The following is a 16,181-nucleotide window of genomic DNA, read 5'->3' on the forward strand; positions in this document are numbered from 1 at the left end:
GGCGCCGTTTTTCATTCGTATAAAATTATTTCTTAATACGAATAATCGGAGTCTCACCCACGGTGACACTACCAGACAGTTTAATCAGTTCTTTAATCTCATCCATGTTGGAGATAACAACCGGAGTCAAAGTAGACTTGGCTTTCTCTTCCAGCAGGGCCAGATTGAACTCAATAACAACATCACCTTTCTTGACGCGCTGGCCTTCTTCAGCGATGCGTTTGAAGCCTTCGCCTTTCAGTTCAACAGTATCAATACCGAAGTGGACAAACAGCTCAATGCCGCTGTCTGATTCGATAGAAAAAGCATGGTTAGTCTCGAAAATTTTACCGATGGTGCCGTCAACAGGAGCAACCATTTTATTGCCTGAAGGCTTGATGGCAATACCATCACCAACGATTTTCTCTGCAAACACAACATCAGGAACATCTTCGATGTTGACGATCTCGCCAGACAACGGAGCTACGATTTCAATAGTGCCACTGTCTTTTTTATCATCTGAAACCAGTGATTTCAGTTTATCGAACAAACCCATGATCTTCTCCTAAGTATTTATATTGGGCAGCGTTCCAGTATCGTGGAATTAGCAGAGCGTTTTTTCTTCGATGAATGTGGTAACCAAATCCATCAATTCCTTCGCTGTTGGTTGAGCTAATGCCTGCTCTGCCAACACCTTCACATCTTCGAAATTCGTATTACGGATAATTTTCTTGATGCGTGGGATCGAAATCGCACTCATGCTGAACTCATCCAGCCCCATGCCCAATAGCAACAGTGTAGCACGTTCGTCGCCAGCAAGTTCACCGCACATACCGGTCCACTTACCTTCAGCGTGAGACGCATCAATTACCTGTTTGATCAGGCCCAATACCGATGGTGACATTGGATTATAGAGATGAGAAATCAGCTCATTGCCACGATCTACTGCCAGAGTATACTGAGTTAGATCGTTTGTCCCAATACTAAAGAAGTCAACTTCTTTAGCTAAATGGCGAGCGATGACCGCCGCCGCTGGTGTTTCAACCATCACACCGACCTCGATAGTTTCATCAAAGGCCTTATTTTCTTCGCGTAATTGGCTTTTCAGCAGTTCAAGCTCTGCTTTCAGTTCGCGCACTTCTTCAACCGAAATGATCATCGGGAACATGATACGCAATTTACCAAACGCCGAGGCACGCAAGATGGCGCGCAGTTGTGCGTGCAGAATCTCTTTGCGATCCATAGCAATACGAATGGCGCGCCAGCCCAGGAATGGGTTTTCTTCTTTTGGCAAGTTCATGTACGGCAGGTCTTTATCACCGCCAATGTCCATAGTACGGACGATAACTGCCTGAGAGCCCATGGCTTCCGCAACGGCTTTATAAGCCTGGAACTGCTCTTCTTCTGTGGGCAGTGAATCGCGGTCCATGAACAGGAATTCGGTACGATACAGACCAACACCTTCAGCGCCGTTACGCTCAGCACCGGCGATATCACGCACAGTACCAATGTTGGCAACAACTTCAACCTGATGGCCATCAAGAGTGATTGCCGGCAGATCTTTCAGTTTGGCCAGATCATTTCTTTCGGTGATGTATTGGGTTTTCACCGCTTTTAACTGCTCAATGACTTCAACAGTTGGATTCAGATAGATTTTGTTATTGACCGCATCCAGGATCAAATAGTCGTCATTCTGGATTTGTTTGGTCGCATTGCTGGTCCCGACGATAGCCGGTAATTCTAGCGAACGTGCCATAATCGAGGTATGTGAAGTCCGGCCACCTAAATCGGTGATGAACCCTAACACTTTATCCAGATTAAGCTGTGCGGTTTCTGACGGGGTCAGATCGGTTGCAACCAGAATGACTTCATCCGGGATTGCGCTCAAATCGACAATAGTCAGGCCGAGAATATTCTTCAGCAGACGTTTTCCGATATCACGTACGTCAGCCGCACGTTCTTTCAGATATTCGTCATCCAGTTCTTCCAGTGCTTTCGCCTGGCCTTCAATGACAGAATAAGCCGCTGCATCAGCAGATTGCTTATCATCTTTGATGAGGGCTATGATTTCCTGCTCAAGCTCTTCGTCTTCCAACAGCATGATATGCCCTTCGAAGATGGCCGCTTTCTCTTCGCCGAGACTTGCTTCAGCTTTGGTCTTAATCGCTTCCAACTGCTCAGCAGCTTTAGTCCGCCCAGTTTTGAAACGCTCGACTTCTTGCTCCACTTGGTCAGCAGAGATCTTTTTCCGGTTGATGACAATCTCATCTTCTTTCAGTAAAAGTGCTTTACCAAAAGCAATACCCGGTGATACTAAAATGCCTGAAATCATAACCCTACCTTACTCTTGACTGGTGTTAACTAAAAAAGAGCGCGTGATTACTCAAGCTCTGCCATCAGTTTTACCAGATGCTCAACAGCTTTCTTCTCATCTTCGCCTTCAGCAGAGATCGTAACAACAGTACCTTGGGTCAGGCCCAGAGTTTGTAGTTTGAACAGGCTTTTGGCGCTAGCGCTTTTACCGTTAGAGATAACAGTAATTTCAGACGCAAAGCCTTTTGCTTCTTTTACGAACTGGGCAGCAGGGCGGGTATGCAGACCGTTTGGTGCAGTAATAGTAACTTCTTGCTGGAACATTGTATTTCCCCAACTTATTGGATTTATGTTGTGGAGCTAAAGTTTAGTGTAAAACCCAAACTTTAGCCTGTATTGGTGCGCGTATAACTCATCTTTCAACTCGCGCATGACTATGCCTCAACCGCAGGTAAGTCACAAAGACAGTTTCCGATACAACCTGAGTTCAGGCTTAAAATCGATACTGCTACAACTAAGAATAATGCTCTCTTTGCATTATGTCTTCAATCAGCGCTCAGTGATGACATTTTTTGTTGTGTTGCATAATTGATAAATCGATTCAGCCAGAGAGGCGTTCAATATTCGATTAATTTCGCGTATCAAAATAATTGACCGGTTAAATACTAAACCCAGAGGGTAAAATCAATCTTTATGTAGTAAAAACTTTGAAGCGCGCCACAAAAAAAGCACCCATGAGGGTGCTTTTTTAGCATTTAGTGCGACGGCCTGACTACTGTTGCAGCTCTTGTTCAGTGAACAAATCTGCGAACAACGCCGTACTTAAATAGCGCTCACCCGATGACGGAAGAATAACCACAATTGTTTTGTCAGTAAAGCCATCTTCTTCAGAAAGCTTGACCGCAGCCGCAACGGCTGCGCCGGAAGAAATACCCGCCAGGATACCTTCTTCATCCATCAGCCGGCGGGCCATGGAAATGGCTTCATCATTGGTGACCAGTGCCACACGGTCCACCAGACTCAGGTCGAGGTTACCGGGAATAAAACCCGCGCCAATACCCTGAATTTTGTGTGGGCCAGGTTTGATTTCCTGACCAGCCAACGCCTGAGTAATAACAGGAGAATCAGTGGGTTCTACCGCAACTGTGGTAATCGCTTTGCCTTTGGTATTTTTGATATAGCGGCTGACGCCAGTCAGAGTACCGCCAGTACCGACACCTGCGATAAAGACATCTACCTCACCATCTGTATCTTCCCAGATTTCCGGGCCGGTGGTTTTCTCGTGAATTTCAGGGTTTGCTGGGTTACTGAATTGCTGCAAAATGAGATAGCGGTCTGGGTCGGTAGCTTGAATTTCTTCCGCTTTGGCAATCGCCCCTTTCATCCCTTTGGCACCTTCGGTCAGCACCAGATTGGCCCCCAGTGCTTTAAGCAACTTGCGGCGCTCAATACTCATGGTTTCGGGCATGGTCAGGGTTAATTTATAACCGCGAGCGGCGGCGACAAACGCCAGTGCAATACCAGTATTGCCACTGGTAGGTTCAACCAGCTCTTTGTCTGCGGTCAGAATGCCACGATTTTCGGCATCCCAAATCATATTCGCGCCGATACGGCATTTAACGCTGAAACTTGGATTACGCGACTCAACCTTCGCCAAAATGCGCCCGTTACCGATACGGTTCAAACGAACCAGCGGCGTATGGCCGATTGTTAAAGAGTTGTCTTCATATATCTTGCTCATAGCCCGTCCTTTAACTCTATGAAAATGTAGGAAACGTTCAAAGCATACGCTAACAGTATGGCTATGGAAGTAAGTAATTGGTATATCGATATGTGATTAGGAAATAAGAATAAAATCACATGGAAGAAATTTATTAATCATAATTAATTGTAAACTAAAAGAATTTATCTGGCTTAGCCATTTTTTAAAAAAATAACAATCTGCCCTTAAAATTCCCCTGCAAAACCCCAGCAAAACTATCCTGCAAAACGGGTTAAATATCGCTCTATTCTAAACTGCAATAGTGATCCATTCCTTCCCTCTGTCGTCGTTATATTTATCAGTCATTATTTGATTTTTGTGACCAAGCAGAGATTTTGTATCGACCCCTTGATCGCGATATAGCCGCTCTGAAAGTGATCGCTGTTCGTGAAATGTTGGTGGGGTTCCTTCTTTCCAAGTAAGGCCGCTTGCGTCTCTTGCGCTGCTGAATGTACTGGTTACTGTTTTACTTTTTATTGGCCCGCCTCTTTTGGCACTGGCTACGGTATGGTGGTGATGTAGAACGTAAGGGCTGACTATTCCATCCCGGCACCGTGAAATAACTTCTTTCAGTGTCACATTGAGGGCGTTACATCTAAGTGATAATGGGATCGCTAGTCTTGCCCCTGTTTTGCCCTGAATTATATGAAGATGATCATCCCAAACATCTGAAAATTTCATAGCGACAATGTCACCAAGACGTTGTCCCGTAAGAACAGCTAAGAGCATTGCTCGTTGTAAATAAGTCTGCATACCTTCAGCAGTGCTAAATATTATTTTCCACTCATCCAGGCTAAGTCTTTGCCGCTTAACTTTAGATTTTGGCTGCTTAGTCGCGGTTGCCGGATTATAGCCCGGAGAAACCTCGCCAGCGTGCTGTGCTTCTTTAAAAACATCAATGATAACCCTACGGACAACCTGCGCCATGACAAGCTGCCCACGCTCTTTATAGGGCGATAGAATGTCGGCGATGTCTCTGACCGAAACCTCAGAAATCATTTTATTGCCAATCACCGCCCGCATCACCTTAATTGGTGCCTTTTTCTGGTTCACTGACGAGGCTTTTAACTCCCCGTCCTGTAGGCGTTCTTCTTGAATTTTCCAATAAATATCTAGCCAAGAGCTAACAGAAATACCTTTTCCCATATCTCTGCTGATTTTGTCCCTGGCTGTAATTAGCTGCCCCATTTGCTGTTGAGCGAGTCGTGCATTTGCTTCTACTGCTATATTTTTTGCCTCAGCTTCGTTGTCGCCTAATCCGTGGAATTTACCTGACACGGGATGTTTATAGCGCCAGTAGACCTTTTTGGTTCTGGCGTCCGTATAGCATGATAGACCTGGTACATCGACGTTGTACTTACGTGGCCTGCCCATCTTCCATTATCCTTTTTAGGCGTGGATCATCGGTTTTTTTAATCACTGGTTTGACTGTTACCCCGATAAATCTTGCCGTTTTATCGACCCGCCAGCATTTACCCGCCTTCATAGGTGGAGGGGATATCATGCCGCTTTTGGCATATTTAATTAACGTAGGATAACTAGGAACCGGCTCCTCAAATTCCTCCATTGCCCACGTTGTTAATGTTTGTGTTCTCGCCATGGCCATTCTCCACACTGTTTATTTAAAGGCCCGCCGCAATCGGGCCGTATTGTTAATCGATATCGTTGCTGGTGGACGGTACCAGGCGCTGATAAATCGCTGAAACATATTTAGCTTGATGAATTGCGTCAGCCAGCGCATTGTGCCGTTCGCCATCAAATGGCATATCTCGCTTGGGATCGAAGCCAACAGCTCGACCGAGTTTAACGATGGTTCTAACATCCAGATCGTTGAACCAACTCCAGCATGGAGGTATCTGGCAACGTTCATATGCAGCCCGCAGGATGACATTATCGAATGAGGCACCATTCCCCCAAACATGCAGACTCTTGGGCGATGCACTATTAAGTGCAGCAAAGGCGTTAAGTTCTGACAGAGCATCACGGATCGGCATTGCTTCACCAGTAATAGCTGCTCTTGCTTCACTGCTTTGAGTTAGCCACCACAAGATAGTGTCAGCATCGGGAACGGCCCCCAGTGCGACTTCTGACTTGAGGTCAACTGCTGCATATAACTCAGGGCCAAGCTCACCTGTTTCTGGTTCAAAAAATACCGCACCGATAGACACAATTGGGGCATTTGGTTTATTGCCCATAGTTTCCAGGTCGATCATTAAGTTATTCATTGTTTTCCTTGCTTGCGCAGGTAAGGGAGTATTCCGTATTTCAATACACAAAAAGCTTCACCATAGACATTCTTTTCATGGATATTGGTTGATCGGTCGCACATTAATCCAATTTGTTCGATCAGATTATCTTGAATGGTTTTTATATCAGGGACTGCGAGTGCTGAGGGCGTCAGTTCAACTTCTGCATCGCAATGAGGGCAGAAACCATCACACTCTGTATGCTGTAGATACGTGAAGTATTTACCACATGACCAACAAGTTTCACCAGCCGCCGCCAACGCCTCTAGTTTCGCATCCCCTTTATACATTTCATCACGCAATGCTTGTGCTGCAGCTGTCATGACATCGAGCTGATGGCTTAACGTTAGATTCTGCTCACGCAGTGAGAGCAGCTGTCGTGCTATTTCTGCCTCTCGACCAATAGGGTAAAACTCTGCCATATTATTTTCGAAAGCGGTAATCAGGTACCGGAGCTGCTCGTCGGTTATCTCTGTTGGATATTTCAGCTTATCTTTACTCAGCATATGTAACCCCCAGAACCGCTCGTTTAGCGGCAATTGCTATCCCAGCCCGTGAACCGTAGGGATCGATGGCTGTGTTATGAATCCCGCGTAAAACCTCTTTCATATCTTTTATCTGTGCTTCTGCTGCTGCCAGTTGGGCCATCAAGTTTTTACCTGGCTTTTGAAAGCACACCCAGTTGGTATTTGCCCGTTTGCCTGATGGATGTCCAAATATTGGCGGTACCGGCGACAGTTTGATAATGTCGCGAGTAGGGATATGCACTTCATTCCACTTAAATATAAGAACTCCCCCGGCACGTAATACACGAAACGCCTCAGCAAAGCCTTTGGTTAGGTCGTCTTTCCATGACTTACTGAGGATGCCGTATTTCTTCCCCTGCCAACCCTCTGGCCCACAGTGTGTGAGGTGGGGCGGGTCGAATACAACGATTTGGAAAGTGTTATCGGCAAACGGTAACTGGCGAAAATCAGCCACAATATCCGGCCTGATATCTAAGTTCCGGCCATCACATAGCGTATAACTTTCAGAGCGGATATCGACGAACACAGCGCGGGGATCAGCACGGTCGAACCAAAACATGCGGGAGCCGCAGCACATATCTAGAATTGACTTATCCATCATGCCTCTCCTGCGATGATTGGCAGTAATCCAGCTTCACTACGAACAGCCTCGATCGCTTCTTGTGGATAGCCCCATATATTTCCTTTGCATAGGCTGCTGCGTTCCGGTCCTAGATAGTAAGCATCAATACGCTCACCCCTGCAGATATAATTCCGCATCATAATAACCAGCGACCGTAAAGTTCCACCGTGGTTAAATCCCTTCCAGTGGCGGTTTTCAAAGTGGGTATAAATTCGCTTACCGGTATATTCATCAATCAGAAAAACCCTGCCGGTGCTGTTCAATTCGAGTTTGGCAACTCTCTCCGTTCTCGGGTCAAAGAAGAACCGGCGACCATAGGCGGCAATAATCCCGATCAACTGATTGGCATGATCAAGGCGCTGTTGCTTCGTTGATTCGCTGCTTACCATAACTTCTGGTTCAACCTTTAGCCGTAGGCACACTGGACCATCTCGGAAATTACCGTCAACTATTCCGTCCAGTTGGCTAATTTCCCGTTTGGTTAGGTTGTGCATTTTGGCGATACAGAAATCCCCCTTAAGAACACCGGCCCCCGGTGCGCGAGCAGATGTTTGGCCGTAACTGTAGCCACGATCATTAAGCCACGCTTGGCATGCATACCAGGCTTGAAAGTCGCCTTTTTGTTCGAACAACAGTTGAAAGCTCATAGGTCACCTTGATGTTTTCTAGTGGCCACCCGTAGACGTTCAAAGATTGCTGCCGCAAAAAGCCTTTCCTCCCCCACATCACACGCCGCAAAATATTCATGCGCTGCTGTCACTGCTGCCTGATGCTTATCGAGAAGCGCTATCTTTAATGCTTCAAGATGGCTGCGTTCTAGGTGATTAGCTAACGCTTCGGGATCGCATTCGATAGGGCGCAACCAGTAACAAACCGGCCCCTCTTCAGTGTCATGTATTGAAACCATAAACCAACTGTCACCTGCTGGTGGAGTGGGTTGCCACATGCTGAGATTACAGCCAACAGAGTCGAACGCAGCTTTAATCTCTTCTGCATTTTCTTCGCTATCCATCCAACCTATCGCGCCAGTAACACGGTTTAATGCTTTCCATGCATCGAATTCACCTTCAACACCAAACTCATTACCATTTGCAGGCTCAAAGAAATCGGGATGAGTCCAGAAGCCACAGGAATCACGTTCAACTGGTGCTGCGGTAATTGTCTTTTTCATCATTGTTTCCTCGCATAAATAACGCCATCAATCGGCAGGCATTCATAATCAGGCGGGAGGGCTTGTTGCTGGATGTCTGCCATACAGTTTTTATCATCTGGGTATACGTAGCCTTGCGGCTCGTACTGGCACGGCTGGAAGGTGTAGCAGACGAGCAAGAACAGGCCGTACATCATGCTGTCACTCCTGTTAGCTCATTGAAGCGCTGCAAAAACTTTGCTCTGGCCTGCAATGGCGTTAACGGGGTAATAGAAATCTCTGATGGCGGCACACCTTCGAGCATTGGCCATGCACGTCCATCATCGATATCCAGATCACGGCGCTCAGTGGCCAGCATGACAAGATCCGCATAATGCACGACGAAACCCATTTCACCGGGCAAGCCAAATTTCTCACGAACAGCCAAATCAACCCGCCGTTCAATTGCCTGGTAATCTGGAAGCAAGCGCTTAAGAGGGGAGGGAATATCTTTGCAATAGGCTTCGGATGCGTCGTGCAGCAATGCTTCAAGTGCATTTTGCTCTTCGACAATGAAGCTCATTAAAAGGCTATGCTGGGCCACACTATAAAAATTATGTAGGTGACCAGCAAAGCGGCATTCATGTGATAACGCCTGCGCGATATCTTCAATACAAATACTGCTGGCCAGTGGTTTTAAATAATCAAAGTCCAGCCCTGAATAAGTCGTAATATAAGACATAAATATACTCCACACGGTTTTTAGGTAATACCCCGCCAAATACCCCATTGCTGGGATATTTGAAGTGATACTAATTAGTTAAGGTTTAATTAATTACGCTTTGAATTTACCAATAAAGGTTTCAACTTCGACGTCTTTAAATTTACCGGTAAGCAGTTCAAGAAACTCTACAGCAATTTTTTCTTCTTCCGCTTCCAGTTGGACAATGCGCAATACTAATACGGGGGTATTACCACCAGTGAGAATGCTATAGCGCAATTTAAAGCGACGCTCGCCTAATCCCTCATAAGGAATACATTTAAATTCAAATGCCGCTGCCATAACATCTTTGCTTTTGGCTTCCACACTTTCCATTACAGATCGTTTCGCGCTGAAGTCCTGGTCTTCATGGTCGGCAGAGCTGGTTTGTTCAATAGTAATGCGGCGAACTGCACCCACAGCTTTCTTTATATCCAGCACAACACCATCAGCATCAAATACCAGTAAGAACTCACGATAATCTTCCAGCCATTCAGCAAGTTCTTTTTGAGTCTGCTTACGACCATCAATATTAAGCAGTTCGCGGAATGGAGCTGTTTTCTTAAGTGACAGACTGGCAGTGTTATCCGCATGTCCGGGGCTAGACAACGTGCCAATATTGAAGATAGTTTGTGCGCGCATTTCATCAGCATCAATAAAACAGCGAACACCGTTACCAGCATAGCCAGATGAATATTTCACATACTCATCAATACTGCTGGTTTCCATAGAACCACGAAAGCGATAACGCTCAAGTTGGAACTGTTCTAGGCTTTTAATTACTACACCGGCAGGCAAAGCAATTGTATCGCAAGCCATGCCAGTTAATTGTTTTTCAATTATTGAAGTTAAAACCATGTCGCGAATTTCGGTGATGGCTGATGAATCTAATTGTTGAGACATATAAAGCCCTTAAGAATATAAATAAATTATTACCGAGTGATGAGTAATTAATTAACGGTTTTTAATTTACCGTCCGTCTCACCTTTAATCGTAAATAGCTGGCCCTGATCTTCTTGCATAATTGCCAACTTGCCGCCTTTGCCAACATACATAGGCGTTTCGGTTGTATCTTCTTCGGAGGACTTCCCGCGCGGAGTAGGAGTAGTGAATTTCAGCTTATGGCTGATCATGACGCGCTTTTCATCCATTGAATTACTCATGCGAGATAGATCAAATTCAATGGTTACTTTGCCTTTGCCGCCATTATTTAGAACGCCTAACGCGGCAGCATTTAAAGCAGCTGAAAACTTGTTTTCGAAAATACCGGCATCCAGCTCACCAAGAAATTCCGGCACCACGGTTTTTCTTTCTTCGCTCATCGGGGTGATCCTCTGTTATGCAGCTTACGCTGCAGGTTAGTTAGTTACTCCACACAGAGAAGAACACCGAGCCGGGGTCTTTATACTGTACAGGTTAAAAGGGATAACCCGACCGGTGTGCTTCTCTCTGTGTGAAAAGGGCGGCTGGTGTTGGCTGGCGCAGCCGCTAAAGACACAGCAATGGAACAAGGTTGTGGTTTCCGGCGCTTATCTCCGGCTGCTGCAATTGCGCAGACCAGCTCTTTGGCAAACCACAATCGGCTGAGCACTACATTTGACCACCTTACGACGCGTGGGCCGTTACGCAGACTCTGCGACCTAACTACCTTGTCGCCAGCGGTGGTAACACGGCTGCTGTCCATATATCCGGTGTAATGCTCATGCGATTGTGTGCCGGTCTTTCCCGGCCGTCAGACAAATCGCTTAGGTTTAATAGATGCTGTTTACTCATTTGTCAGAACAGTCCAGCATTAGTTAGCCTTGACGCTAAATGATGCTTACTGTGTCGGTCTTTCCCGACTCTCATCGGCCCAACTGTTACACCCGTATTCCTCGCGCTCAGTTCCGTGGCCACGGTCTTTGCGGATTGCCCTAATTATTAGGTCACCGGTTAAGGGATGCGCCGCTGCAACCCATCAATGTTTGCCATCAATTTCCTGTGCCATCTTGATAAATTCAGCTTCATACTTCACGAAAGGGACATAGAATACGGTCAGTTCACCGGGCTTTTGGCTTTCTTCATAACCAGCTGGCGAGAAGATTTTGTCGAACTTAACGGCGGCTTCCCGTACTGCTTGCTCTTCACCTTCTAGGCACATTAAGACGCGCATTTTGCCTATTGTTAAGCCTATGGTGTCACCTTGGTATTTGTATCCTTTCATGCCTATAACTCCACACTGTTAACCCTATAAAGCGAATCATCCCGATTTTCTTGCGCCTCGGGCGGCCTGCCTTTCGTTGTTGATGGATATATAATTAACCATTGATTTATTTTTGTAAATAACCAATGGTTAATTATTTTACTAATGTACCGTAATGTATTGAATTAAAATGATATTTATTTTTACTGGGTGTTAGGAGATTTTGGTCTAGTGGGTAAGATATTAAGGGGGTCAGCAGCAAGGATATTATAGGGAATGTAAAGTAAGGCAAGACCCGGAGGGCTAGACCGGGTCAGAAAATTAGTTTTGCTACAGCCATGGAGATGCCTGCTATAGCTATCATTGTGGCGGCAAGCCACTTTGTTTGAGCGGCGATTGATTGATGGACTTCGATACGAACGGATGCAATATCTTCTTTGGTCGCGTAATTGGACTTTATTACAGCTATATCTGTCCGAATTTCAGTTAGAGACTCTTCAATCCGCTTTACTCTTTCCTCAAGCATATTATCACCTCCGCCGTTACTTCCACCATGCCTTGCTGATGGAGGGGGGACATCTTTGGTAAATGGTACAACATTACTATCATGAGTTGACATTTTTTTCTCCTTCCTGAATGGAGATGTAATAATCTTTAGCCCACAACAAAACAGTGTGAGCATCAATTTTCATGATGTGCCCACAGTTTTTGCAAATAAGTGATATATAGTACCTATTAGCAACCTCACCATAAATACTATTTTCTTTGAAAACATTAACATAAGTCCCTAGCGCCATTCCAACCGGCATAGAACAAGAGGCTGAGACTTGCGGAATTGTTAATTGTTCTTTTTCACAGAGGTTGCACTTAAGGCTAGCCCCTTTTGCATCAAGAAATGCAATAAATGTATCAAAACTAATTATTTCAAAGCCTTGAACACTAGCCATTCTCTACCGCCATTAAAGTCTATTATATTTAATTGACTCATGAATCAAAGCCTTACCCATAATGTAAAGCTGATCCTGCGTACCCTGATCGATGTACCACTTTTCATAAACTGGATTATCTGAGAGAACGGCAAGCTTGTTACCTTGCATCTGCAGGCGTTTTACATGAAATGTCTTACCAAATACGAAGGAGTAAACACCATCAGTTTGGAAGTGGCGAACGGAAATATCTACAAACAATCGATCACCAGAGACTAAGGTAGGAGTCATGCTATCTCCATTCACCGTCATAACTTTGACTTCAGCAGGGCTTCTGTTACCAAATAGTGACCGTGCATGCTCAGTGGTGAATTCTATTGCATGCAGAACTTCGACATAATCGGAGATCATGAAGCTACCTGGACCGGCGCTGACTAATAAATCTAATACTTCAATACGGAAAACATCCATTTCAGAAGAAACCATGCTTTTCCCCCCACCACTTTCGGTAGGTTCGCCCACACCATATTCAAGCCATTCCGCCCGCACACCAAGAACTTTGCTTAATGCCAATATGTTGGTTGTGTCTGGAATAGCCTGAGCGTTAAACCACTTCCAAACCCCAGGTACAGATACTCTCACCCCTATTTTTTTCAGGGCGTCTGCGAGCCGCTTATTTTTTCCATGACCAGTTAAACCCGCCAGTTGGCAAGCCTTCAATAATCTGGACGTGAAGGATTCTTTTGATTCATCTCTTTTAACCATTGGTTAAATATCCAAGAACTTGACTTTACTGTCAGTTAATTATTAATATTAACTTGTGGTTAATTTTATAATTTAAGGAACATTAATGAACCCTGTTGAATTCGCAGTGGAGGCAGTCGGCGGACAAACTGTCGCCGCAAAAATCTGTGGTAAATCTCCTGTTGCTATCCATAAGTGGGTAAAAAATGGGTGTTTACCGCGAACGGAATATACAAAAAAAACAAGTTACGCAGAACAACTAGCTAGCGCTTCTGGTGGAAAATTCACGGCTGCTTGGCTTTTGGGGGAGGCAAACCCTGATAACCCAGAAAAGCCCAACAACATAAATCCTATCTTGCCATCAGCCTAAATTAAACCACCAAAGAGAGAGAAACATTGTGGATAACAAAGACTTTCCAACTCAACCGGATATCAGCGATGCGATACACCAGTTGATCACCCAAACGGCGGGTAAGTATGACGCCATGGCCAAACAGTTATGTCCGCTGTCCGGTACCGAGAATGCATTACGTAACCGGGTGCGCCAGTTGGCAGGGCAGGTGGTGCCATTGGGAATGGCGGTAGAGATGGAGTCAATCTCTGGCCGTTCTGACATTACCGAAGCTATGTGCAAGCGAGCTGGTGGCGTGTTCGTGAAGTTGCCTGAAGTGAATGATATCGGCAATGAAGAATTGCTTATCAAATTTAACGAATTGCTGGTGGCCTTGGGTGAATTTGGCAGGGCGCATAACGAGTTTACTGCTGATGGCGTTTTGGATCGTGATGAGAGCAAGAGGTTAAAAGCGAAAGGTTACAGAGCACAGTCGATTATTGCAGAAATTATTGCGGTATCAGAGTTGCTTTGGGGTGACGCCCCAGAATGCGGTTCCGGGGCGTCGGGTGCATTAACTAAACGTGTGGAGTAATTAACGCATGAACATTGTAGCGGCTAAACGCTCATCCCTGCAACTACGTTGCTTGCCTGTTACTGGGAGAGAGTCATTTCGTTATGTGATGAGAATACCCGGCCTTTGGATATGTGTCACCCACAGCGCGGCTGATTATGTTGTGGATACATTCCGTTATCTTGCTCTGCCAGCGCCAAAGGCCGTGATATGAGCCGGATATTTGATGTTATTCAGGCTCTCTCAGGGCAAAAGAATGTCATTGTCATTCCTGCACCTTATTTGGACTTTTTCAAAGGTGATCAGCAGGCCCACATGTTAGGGGCAATTTTGAACCAGTTGGTGTATTGGTCTGGCATACCATCTAGCCTCAACGATGGTTGGTTTTATAAGAGCTATGACGAATTAGCTGGAGAGATTAGAGGGGTTACTGCTGATCAGGTTCGTAAGGCAACAAACAAACTCATCAGCAACTACCTCCCTGGCGTTATCGAAACTGCAACTCGTAAGGTAAACGGTACCCCAAAGAAACATTATCGCCTTGATGGTGATGTATTAATTGCCAAGATATTCCCGCCAGCAGTGGAAGTGGCAGTATTGCCGAATGGAAACGGCAGTATCGACGAATCAAAACGGCAGAACAGCCAAATTGATTCGGTAGAAAAGCCACTCGGAAACGGCAATGAAGCCGAATCTTATCTCTATACAGATCAGTACACAGATCACTACTTACAGATCAAAAAGACTATTGGTCAGTCGCCTGCGGCAACCGACCCGCAGCCAGTTGATTCTTTACAAATCGATTATTCAGCGGTGTTGGAGGTTTACCACGCAACGCTGCCTGAAATGCCAGGAGTGCTGGATATGACGAAAGACCGTCAAACAAAGCTCCGTACTCTCTGGAAAAAATACGACCTCAATCTGGAAAAATGGTCTGCCTATCTGCGCTACATCTCAAAGAAATGCCGTTGGATGCTGGAGGACCGTCCTGACACTTCATCGGGTAAGACGTGGCGCCGCAAGAACTTTGATTATCTGATCACTGAAAAATGCTATCTGGCCGTCAAAGAAGTGCGAGCAGACGACCTGCCAAAAGTGCCGAAGATGGACACGGTGACCAGACAAGAAGCGTTTGACCGCCTGATATTACGTCACGGCAAGGCACAAAACACCGTAGAGAAAACAGCACTTTCCATGGCTGGCGGTCTTGGTCGCATGAATGAAACCTCAGCACGAATTGAATGGAACGGAATCTGGGCCAAGGCACTTGATCTGGTCAGTGAGAGCGAACTCCGGAGGCTTGCATCATGACCTACCAAATTATTTACGCTGATCCTCCGTGGTCATATCGGGATAAAGCCCAGAGTGGCAACCGTGGCGTTGATTTCAAATATCAGACCATGAGCCTTGCTGACATCTGCCGATCGCCTGTGTGGGAGCTGGCGGGTGATAGTTGCTTATTGGCAATGTGGTGGGTGCCAACTCAACCACTTGAGGCATTAAAGGTTGTTGAGGCTTGGGGTTTTAGGCTAATGACCATGAAGGGCTTCACCTGGCACAAAACCAATAAGAACAAGGGCAATAGCGCGATCGGTATGGGCCATATGACCCGCTCCAACAGTGAAGATATGTTATTTGCAGTAAAAGGTCGGTTACCTGAACGGCTAAATGCCGCCATTTGTCAGCACCAGACCGCGCCACGCGGCGAGCACAGTGCGAAGCCTGATATTTTCCGTGATCTGCTGGTTCAGTTGCTGGGCGATGTTCCGCGCATAGAGCTGTTTGCCAGAACACAGGCTGAGGGCTGGGATAGTTGGGGTAACGAGTGCATTAATAGTCTGGAATTAATCCCCGGCAACATTCAGACCGCCCGACAAAACCAGCAGCAAAATATTGCTGAAATTATTTCGGTACCGGAAACCGGCAACACAGTGTGGCCAGTTGAAGTAAATCTGTATTTCAGCCAAGTGCCAGGTTCCACCGAATTGCCAACTGACCTGCAACATAAAATCTTAGGCAACATTAATCGCATGAAATTAGATGGGATACCGTCTGATGCCATTATTGCCGCCGCCACAACACTTAC

At 45.9% G+C, this 16,181-nt stretch carries 23 protein-coding genes and 1 pseudogene; 5 read left to right on the top strand and 19 right to left on the bottom strand.

The window, feature by feature from the left end:
• Positions 1 to 25: 25 nt before the first annotated feature.
• From crr to F0T03_RS06415, 15 genes are all read right to left on the bottom strand, one after another.
• Positions 26 to 535: a PTS glucose transporter subunit IIA gene (crr, locus tag F0T03_RS06345; RefSeq protein ID WP_004392561.1), complete on the bottom strand. Its 510-nt coding sequence runs from the start codon at positions 533 to 535 to the stop codon at positions 26 to 28.
• A 48-nt stretch (positions 536 to 583) separates the two neighbouring features.
• Entirely contained in the window at positions 584 to 2,311 is a 1,728-nt protein-coding gene (gene ptsI, locus F0T03_RS06350; RefSeq protein ID WP_145554655.1) for a phosphoenolpyruvate-protein phosphotransferase PtsI, read from the bottom strand.
• A 47-nt stretch (positions 2,312 to 2,358) separates the two neighbouring features.
• Positions 2,359 to 2,616: a phosphocarrier protein Hpr gene (ptsH, locus tag F0T03_RS06355; RefSeq protein ID WP_004393588.1), complete on the bottom strand. Its 258-nt coding sequence runs from the start codon at positions 2,614 to 2,616 to the stop codon at positions 2,359 to 2,361.
• A gap of 448 nt (positions 2,617 to 3,064) precedes the next feature.
• On the bottom strand, positions 3,065 to 4,033 hold the full coding sequence (gene cysK / locus F0T03_RS06360) for a cysteine synthase A (protein WP_145554654.1): 969 nt from the start codon (positions 4,031 to 4,033) through the stop codon (positions 3,065 to 3,067).
• 270 nt (positions 4,034 to 4,303) lie between these two features.
• A complete protein-coding gene (locus F0T03_RS06365) occupies positions 4,304 to 5,428 on the bottom strand; it encodes a phage integrase Arm DNA-binding domain-containing protein (RefSeq protein ID WP_054882999.1) in 1,125 nt (374 codons plus the stop codon).
• Positions 5,412 to 5,654 (bottom strand): excisionase, encoded by a 243-nt coding sequence (locus F0T03_RS06370; protein ID WP_054882998.1) that lies wholly within the window; start codon positions 5,652 to 5,654, stop codon positions 5,412 to 5,414. The genes F0T03_RS06365 and F0T03_RS06370 overlap by 17 nt, the downstream gene beginning before the upstream one ends.
• 52 nt (positions 5,655 to 5,706) lie before the next feature.
• The gene (locus tag F0T03_RS06375; RefSeq protein WP_159677482.1) at positions 5,707 to 6,279 is read right to left on the bottom strand and encodes a 3'-5' exonuclease; all 573 of its coding nucleotides are present in this window, start codon (positions 6,277 to 6,279) and stop codon (positions 5,707 to 5,709) included.
• Entirely contained in the window at positions 6,276 to 6,806 is a 531-nt protein-coding gene (locus F0T03_RS21665; RefSeq protein ID WP_246169930.1) for a hypothetical protein, read from the bottom strand. The genes F0T03_RS06375 and F0T03_RS21665 overlap by 4 nt, the downstream gene beginning before the upstream one ends.
• Complete coding sequence (locus tag F0T03_RS06385) at positions 6,796 to 7,428, bottom strand: class I SAM-dependent methyltransferase (RefSeq protein ID WP_343032873.1); 633 nt, start codon at positions 7,426 to 7,428, stop codon at positions 6,796 to 6,798. The genes F0T03_RS21665 and F0T03_RS06385 overlap by 11 nt, the downstream gene beginning before the upstream one ends.
• The gene (locus F0T03_RS21580) at positions 7,425 to 8,096 is read right to left on the bottom strand and encodes a hypothetical protein (RefSeq protein ID WP_208787097.1); all 672 of its coding nucleotides are present in this window, start codon (positions 8,094 to 8,096) and stop codon (positions 7,425 to 7,427) included. Before F0T03_RS21580 ends, F0T03_RS06385 begins: the two co-directional genes overlap by 4 nt.
• The gene (locus tag F0T03_RS06400; RefSeq protein ID WP_246169931.1) at positions 8,093 to 8,623 is read right to left on the bottom strand and encodes a hypothetical protein; all 531 of its coding nucleotides are present in this window, start codon (positions 8,621 to 8,623) and stop codon (positions 8,093 to 8,095) included. Before F0T03_RS06400 ends, F0T03_RS21580 begins: the two co-directional genes overlap by 4 nt.
• Entirely contained in the window at positions 8,620 to 8,796 is a 177-nt protein-coding gene (locus F0T03_RS21520; RefSeq protein ID WP_167515571.1) for a hypothetical protein, read from the bottom strand. Before F0T03_RS21520 ends, F0T03_RS06400 begins: the two co-directional genes overlap by 4 nt.
• On the bottom strand, positions 8,793 to 9,320 hold the full coding sequence (locus F0T03_RS06405; RefSeq protein WP_159677483.1) for an HD family hydrolase: 528 nt from the start codon (positions 9,318 to 9,320) through the stop codon (positions 8,793 to 8,795). Before F0T03_RS06405 ends, F0T03_RS21520 begins: the two co-directional genes overlap by 4 nt.
• Positions 9,321 to 9,413: 93 nt before the next feature.
• A complete protein-coding gene (locus F0T03_RS06410) occupies positions 9,414 to 10,241 on the bottom strand; it encodes a YfdQ family protein (protein WP_159677484.1) in 828 nt (275 codons plus the stop codon).
• Between the two features lie 47 nt (positions 10,242 to 10,288).
• The gene (locus tag F0T03_RS06415; protein WP_159677485.1) at positions 10,289 to 10,660 is read right to left on the bottom strand and encodes a hypothetical protein; all 372 of its coding nucleotides are present in this window, start codon (positions 10,658 to 10,660) and stop codon (positions 10,289 to 10,291) included.
• A 147-nt stretch (positions 10,661 to 10,807) separates the two neighbouring features.
• Here F0T03_RS06415 and F0T03_RS06420 point away from each other — a divergent pair, with 147 nt between their 5' ends.
• The gene (locus F0T03_RS06420; protein WP_159677486.1) at positions 10,808 to 11,035 is read left to right on the top strand and encodes a hypothetical protein; all 228 of its coding nucleotides are present in this window, start codon (positions 10,808 to 10,810) and stop codon (positions 11,033 to 11,035) included.
• A gap of 260 nt (positions 11,036 to 11,295) precedes the next feature.
• Here F0T03_RS06420 and F0T03_RS06425 read toward each other — a convergent pair whose 3' ends face one another.
• From F0T03_RS06425 to F0T03_RS06440, 4 genes are all read right to left on the bottom strand, one after another.
• Positions 11,296 to 11,541: a hypothetical protein gene (locus F0T03_RS06425; RefSeq protein WP_159677487.1), complete on the bottom strand. Its 246-nt coding sequence runs from the start codon at positions 11,539 to 11,541 to the stop codon at positions 11,296 to 11,298.
• Positions 11,542 to 11,833: 292 nt separating this feature from the next.
• A complete protein-coding gene (locus F0T03_RS06430) occupies positions 11,834 to 12,139 on the bottom strand; it encodes a hemolysin XhlA (protein WP_246169932.1) in 306 nt (101 codons plus the stop codon).
• Positions 12,126 to 12,467 (bottom strand): hypothetical protein, encoded by a 342-nt coding sequence (locus F0T03_RS06435; protein WP_159677488.1) that lies wholly within the window; start codon positions 12,465 to 12,467, stop codon positions 12,126 to 12,128. Before F0T03_RS06435 ends, F0T03_RS06430 begins: the two co-directional genes overlap by 14 nt.
• A gap of 12 nt (positions 12,468 to 12,479) precedes the next feature.
• On the bottom strand, positions 12,480 to 13,211 hold the full coding sequence (locus F0T03_RS06440) for a LexA family transcriptional regulator (protein ID WP_246169933.1): 732 nt from the start codon (positions 13,209 to 13,211) through the stop codon (positions 12,480 to 12,482).
• A gap of 85 nt (positions 13,212 to 13,296) precedes the next feature.
• On the opposite strand from F0T03_RS06440, the gene F0T03_RS06445 reads away from it, so the two are divergent.
• From F0T03_RS06445 to F0T03_RS06460, 4 genes and pseudogenes are all read left to right on the top strand, one after another.
• Complete coding sequence (locus F0T03_RS06445) at positions 13,297 to 13,560, top strand: helix-turn-helix domain-containing protein (RefSeq protein ID WP_159677489.1); 264 nt, start codon at positions 13,297 to 13,299, stop codon at positions 13,558 to 13,560.
• A gap of 28 nt (positions 13,561 to 13,588) precedes the next feature.
• Positions 13,589 to 14,116, top strand: coding sequence for a YmfL family putative regulatory protein (locus F0T03_RS06450; protein ID WP_159677490.1), 528 nt, complete (start codon positions 13,589 to 13,591; stop codon positions 14,114 to 14,116).
• A 189-nt stretch (positions 14,117 to 14,305) separates the two neighbouring features.
• On the top strand, positions 14,306 to 15,406 hold the full coding sequence (locus tag F0T03_RS06455; protein ID WP_159677491.1) for a hypothetical protein: 1,101 nt from the start codon (positions 14,306 to 14,308) through the stop codon (positions 15,404 to 15,406).
• Positions 15,403 to 15,951, top strand: a pseudogene (locus F0T03_RS06460) (MT-A70 family methyltransferase); the annotation flags it as partial. The gene F0T03_RS06455 and the pseudogene F0T03_RS06460, both read left to right, overlap by 4 nt.
• Between the last annotated feature and the right edge of the window lie 230 nt (positions 15,952 to 16,181).

The sequence above is a fragment of the Yersinia canariae genome, assembly GCF_009831415.1.
Lineage (GTDB): Bacteria > Pseudomonadota > Gammaproteobacteria > Enterobacterales > Enterobacteriaceae > Yersinia > Yersinia canariae.

Excerpts from the sequence above, each read along its gene's own strand:
- F0T03_RS06405 (WP_159677483.1), bottom strand. The coding sequence starts at position 9,320 with ATGTCTTATATTACGACTTATTCAGGGCTGGACTTTGATTATTTAAAA.
- F0T03_RS06410 (WP_159677484.1), bottom strand. The coding sequence starts at position 10,241 with ATGTCTCAACAATTAGATTCATCAGCCATCACCGAAATTCGCGACATG.
- F0T03_RS06445 (WP_159677489.1), top strand. The coding sequence starts at position 13,297 with ATGAACCCTGTTGAATTCGCAGTGGAGGCAGTCGGCGGACAAACTGTC.
- cysK (WP_145554654.1), bottom strand. The coding sequence starts at position 4,033 with ATGAGCAAGATATATGAAGACAACTCTTTAACAATCGGCCATACGCCG.
- F0T03_RS06455 (WP_159677491.1), top strand. The coding sequence starts at position 14,306 with ATGAGCCGGATATTTGATGTTATTCAGGCTCTCTCAGGGCAAAAGAAT.
- F0T03_RS06370 (WP_054882998.1), bottom strand. The coding sequence starts at position 5,654 with ATGGCGAGAACACAAACATTAACAACGTGGGCAATGGAGGAATTTGAG.
- ptsI (WP_145554655.1), bottom strand. The coding sequence starts at position 2,311 with ATGATTTCAGGCATTTTAGTATCACCGGGTATTGCTTTTGGTAAAGCA.
- F0T03_RS21580 (WP_208787097.1), bottom strand. The coding sequence starts at position 8,096 with ATGAGCTTTCAACTGTTGTTCGAACAAAAAGGCGACTTTCAAGCCTGG.
- F0T03_RS06435 (WP_159677488.1), bottom strand. The coding sequence starts at position 12,467 with ATGGCTAGTGTTCAAGGCTTTGAAATAATTAGTTTTGATACATTTATT.
- F0T03_RS21520 (WP_167515571.1), bottom strand. The coding sequence starts at position 8,796 with ATGATGTACGGCCTGTTCTTGCTCGTCTGCTACACCTTCCAGCCGTGC.
- F0T03_RS06430 (WP_246169932.1), bottom strand. The coding sequence starts at position 12,139 with ATGTCAACTCATGATAGTAATGTTGTACCATTTACCAAAGATGTCCCC.
- F0T03_RS06425 (WP_159677487.1), bottom strand. The coding sequence starts at position 11,541 with ATGAAAGGATACAAATACCAAGGTGACACCATAGGCTTAACAATAGGC.
- F0T03_RS06440 (WP_246169933.1), bottom strand. The coding sequence starts at position 13,211 with ATGGTTAAAAGAGATGAATCAAAAGAATCCTTCACGTCCAGATTATTG.
- F0T03_RS06400 (WP_246169931.1), bottom strand. The coding sequence starts at position 8,623 with ATGATGAAAAAGACAATTACCGCAGCACCAGTTGAACGTGATTCCTGT.
- F0T03_RS06415 (WP_159677485.1), bottom strand. The coding sequence starts at position 10,660 with ATGAGCGAAGAAAGAAAAACCGTGGTGCCGGAATTTCTTGGTGAGCTG.
- crr (WP_004392561.1), bottom strand. The coding sequence starts at position 535 with ATGGGTTTGTTCGATAAACTGAAATCACTGGTTTCAGATGATAAAAAA.
- F0T03_RS21665 (WP_246169930.1), bottom strand. The coding sequence starts at position 6,806 with ATGCTGAGTAAAGATAAGCTGAAATATCCAACAGAGATAACCGACGAG.
- ptsH (WP_004393588.1), bottom strand. The coding sequence starts at position 2,616 with ATGTTCCAGCAAGAAGTTACTATTACTGCACCAAACGGTCTGCATACC.
- F0T03_RS06375 (WP_159677482.1), bottom strand. The coding sequence starts at position 6,279 with ATGAATAACTTAATGATCGACCTGGAAACTATGGGCAATAAACCAAAT.
- F0T03_RS06385 (WP_343032873.1), bottom strand. The coding sequence starts at position 7,428 with ATGATGGATAAGTCAATTCTAGATATGTGCTGCGGCTCCCGCATGTTT.
- F0T03_RS06365 (WP_054882999.1), bottom strand. The coding sequence starts at position 5,428 with ATGGGCAGGCCACGTAAGTACAACGTCGATGTACCAGGTCTATCATGC.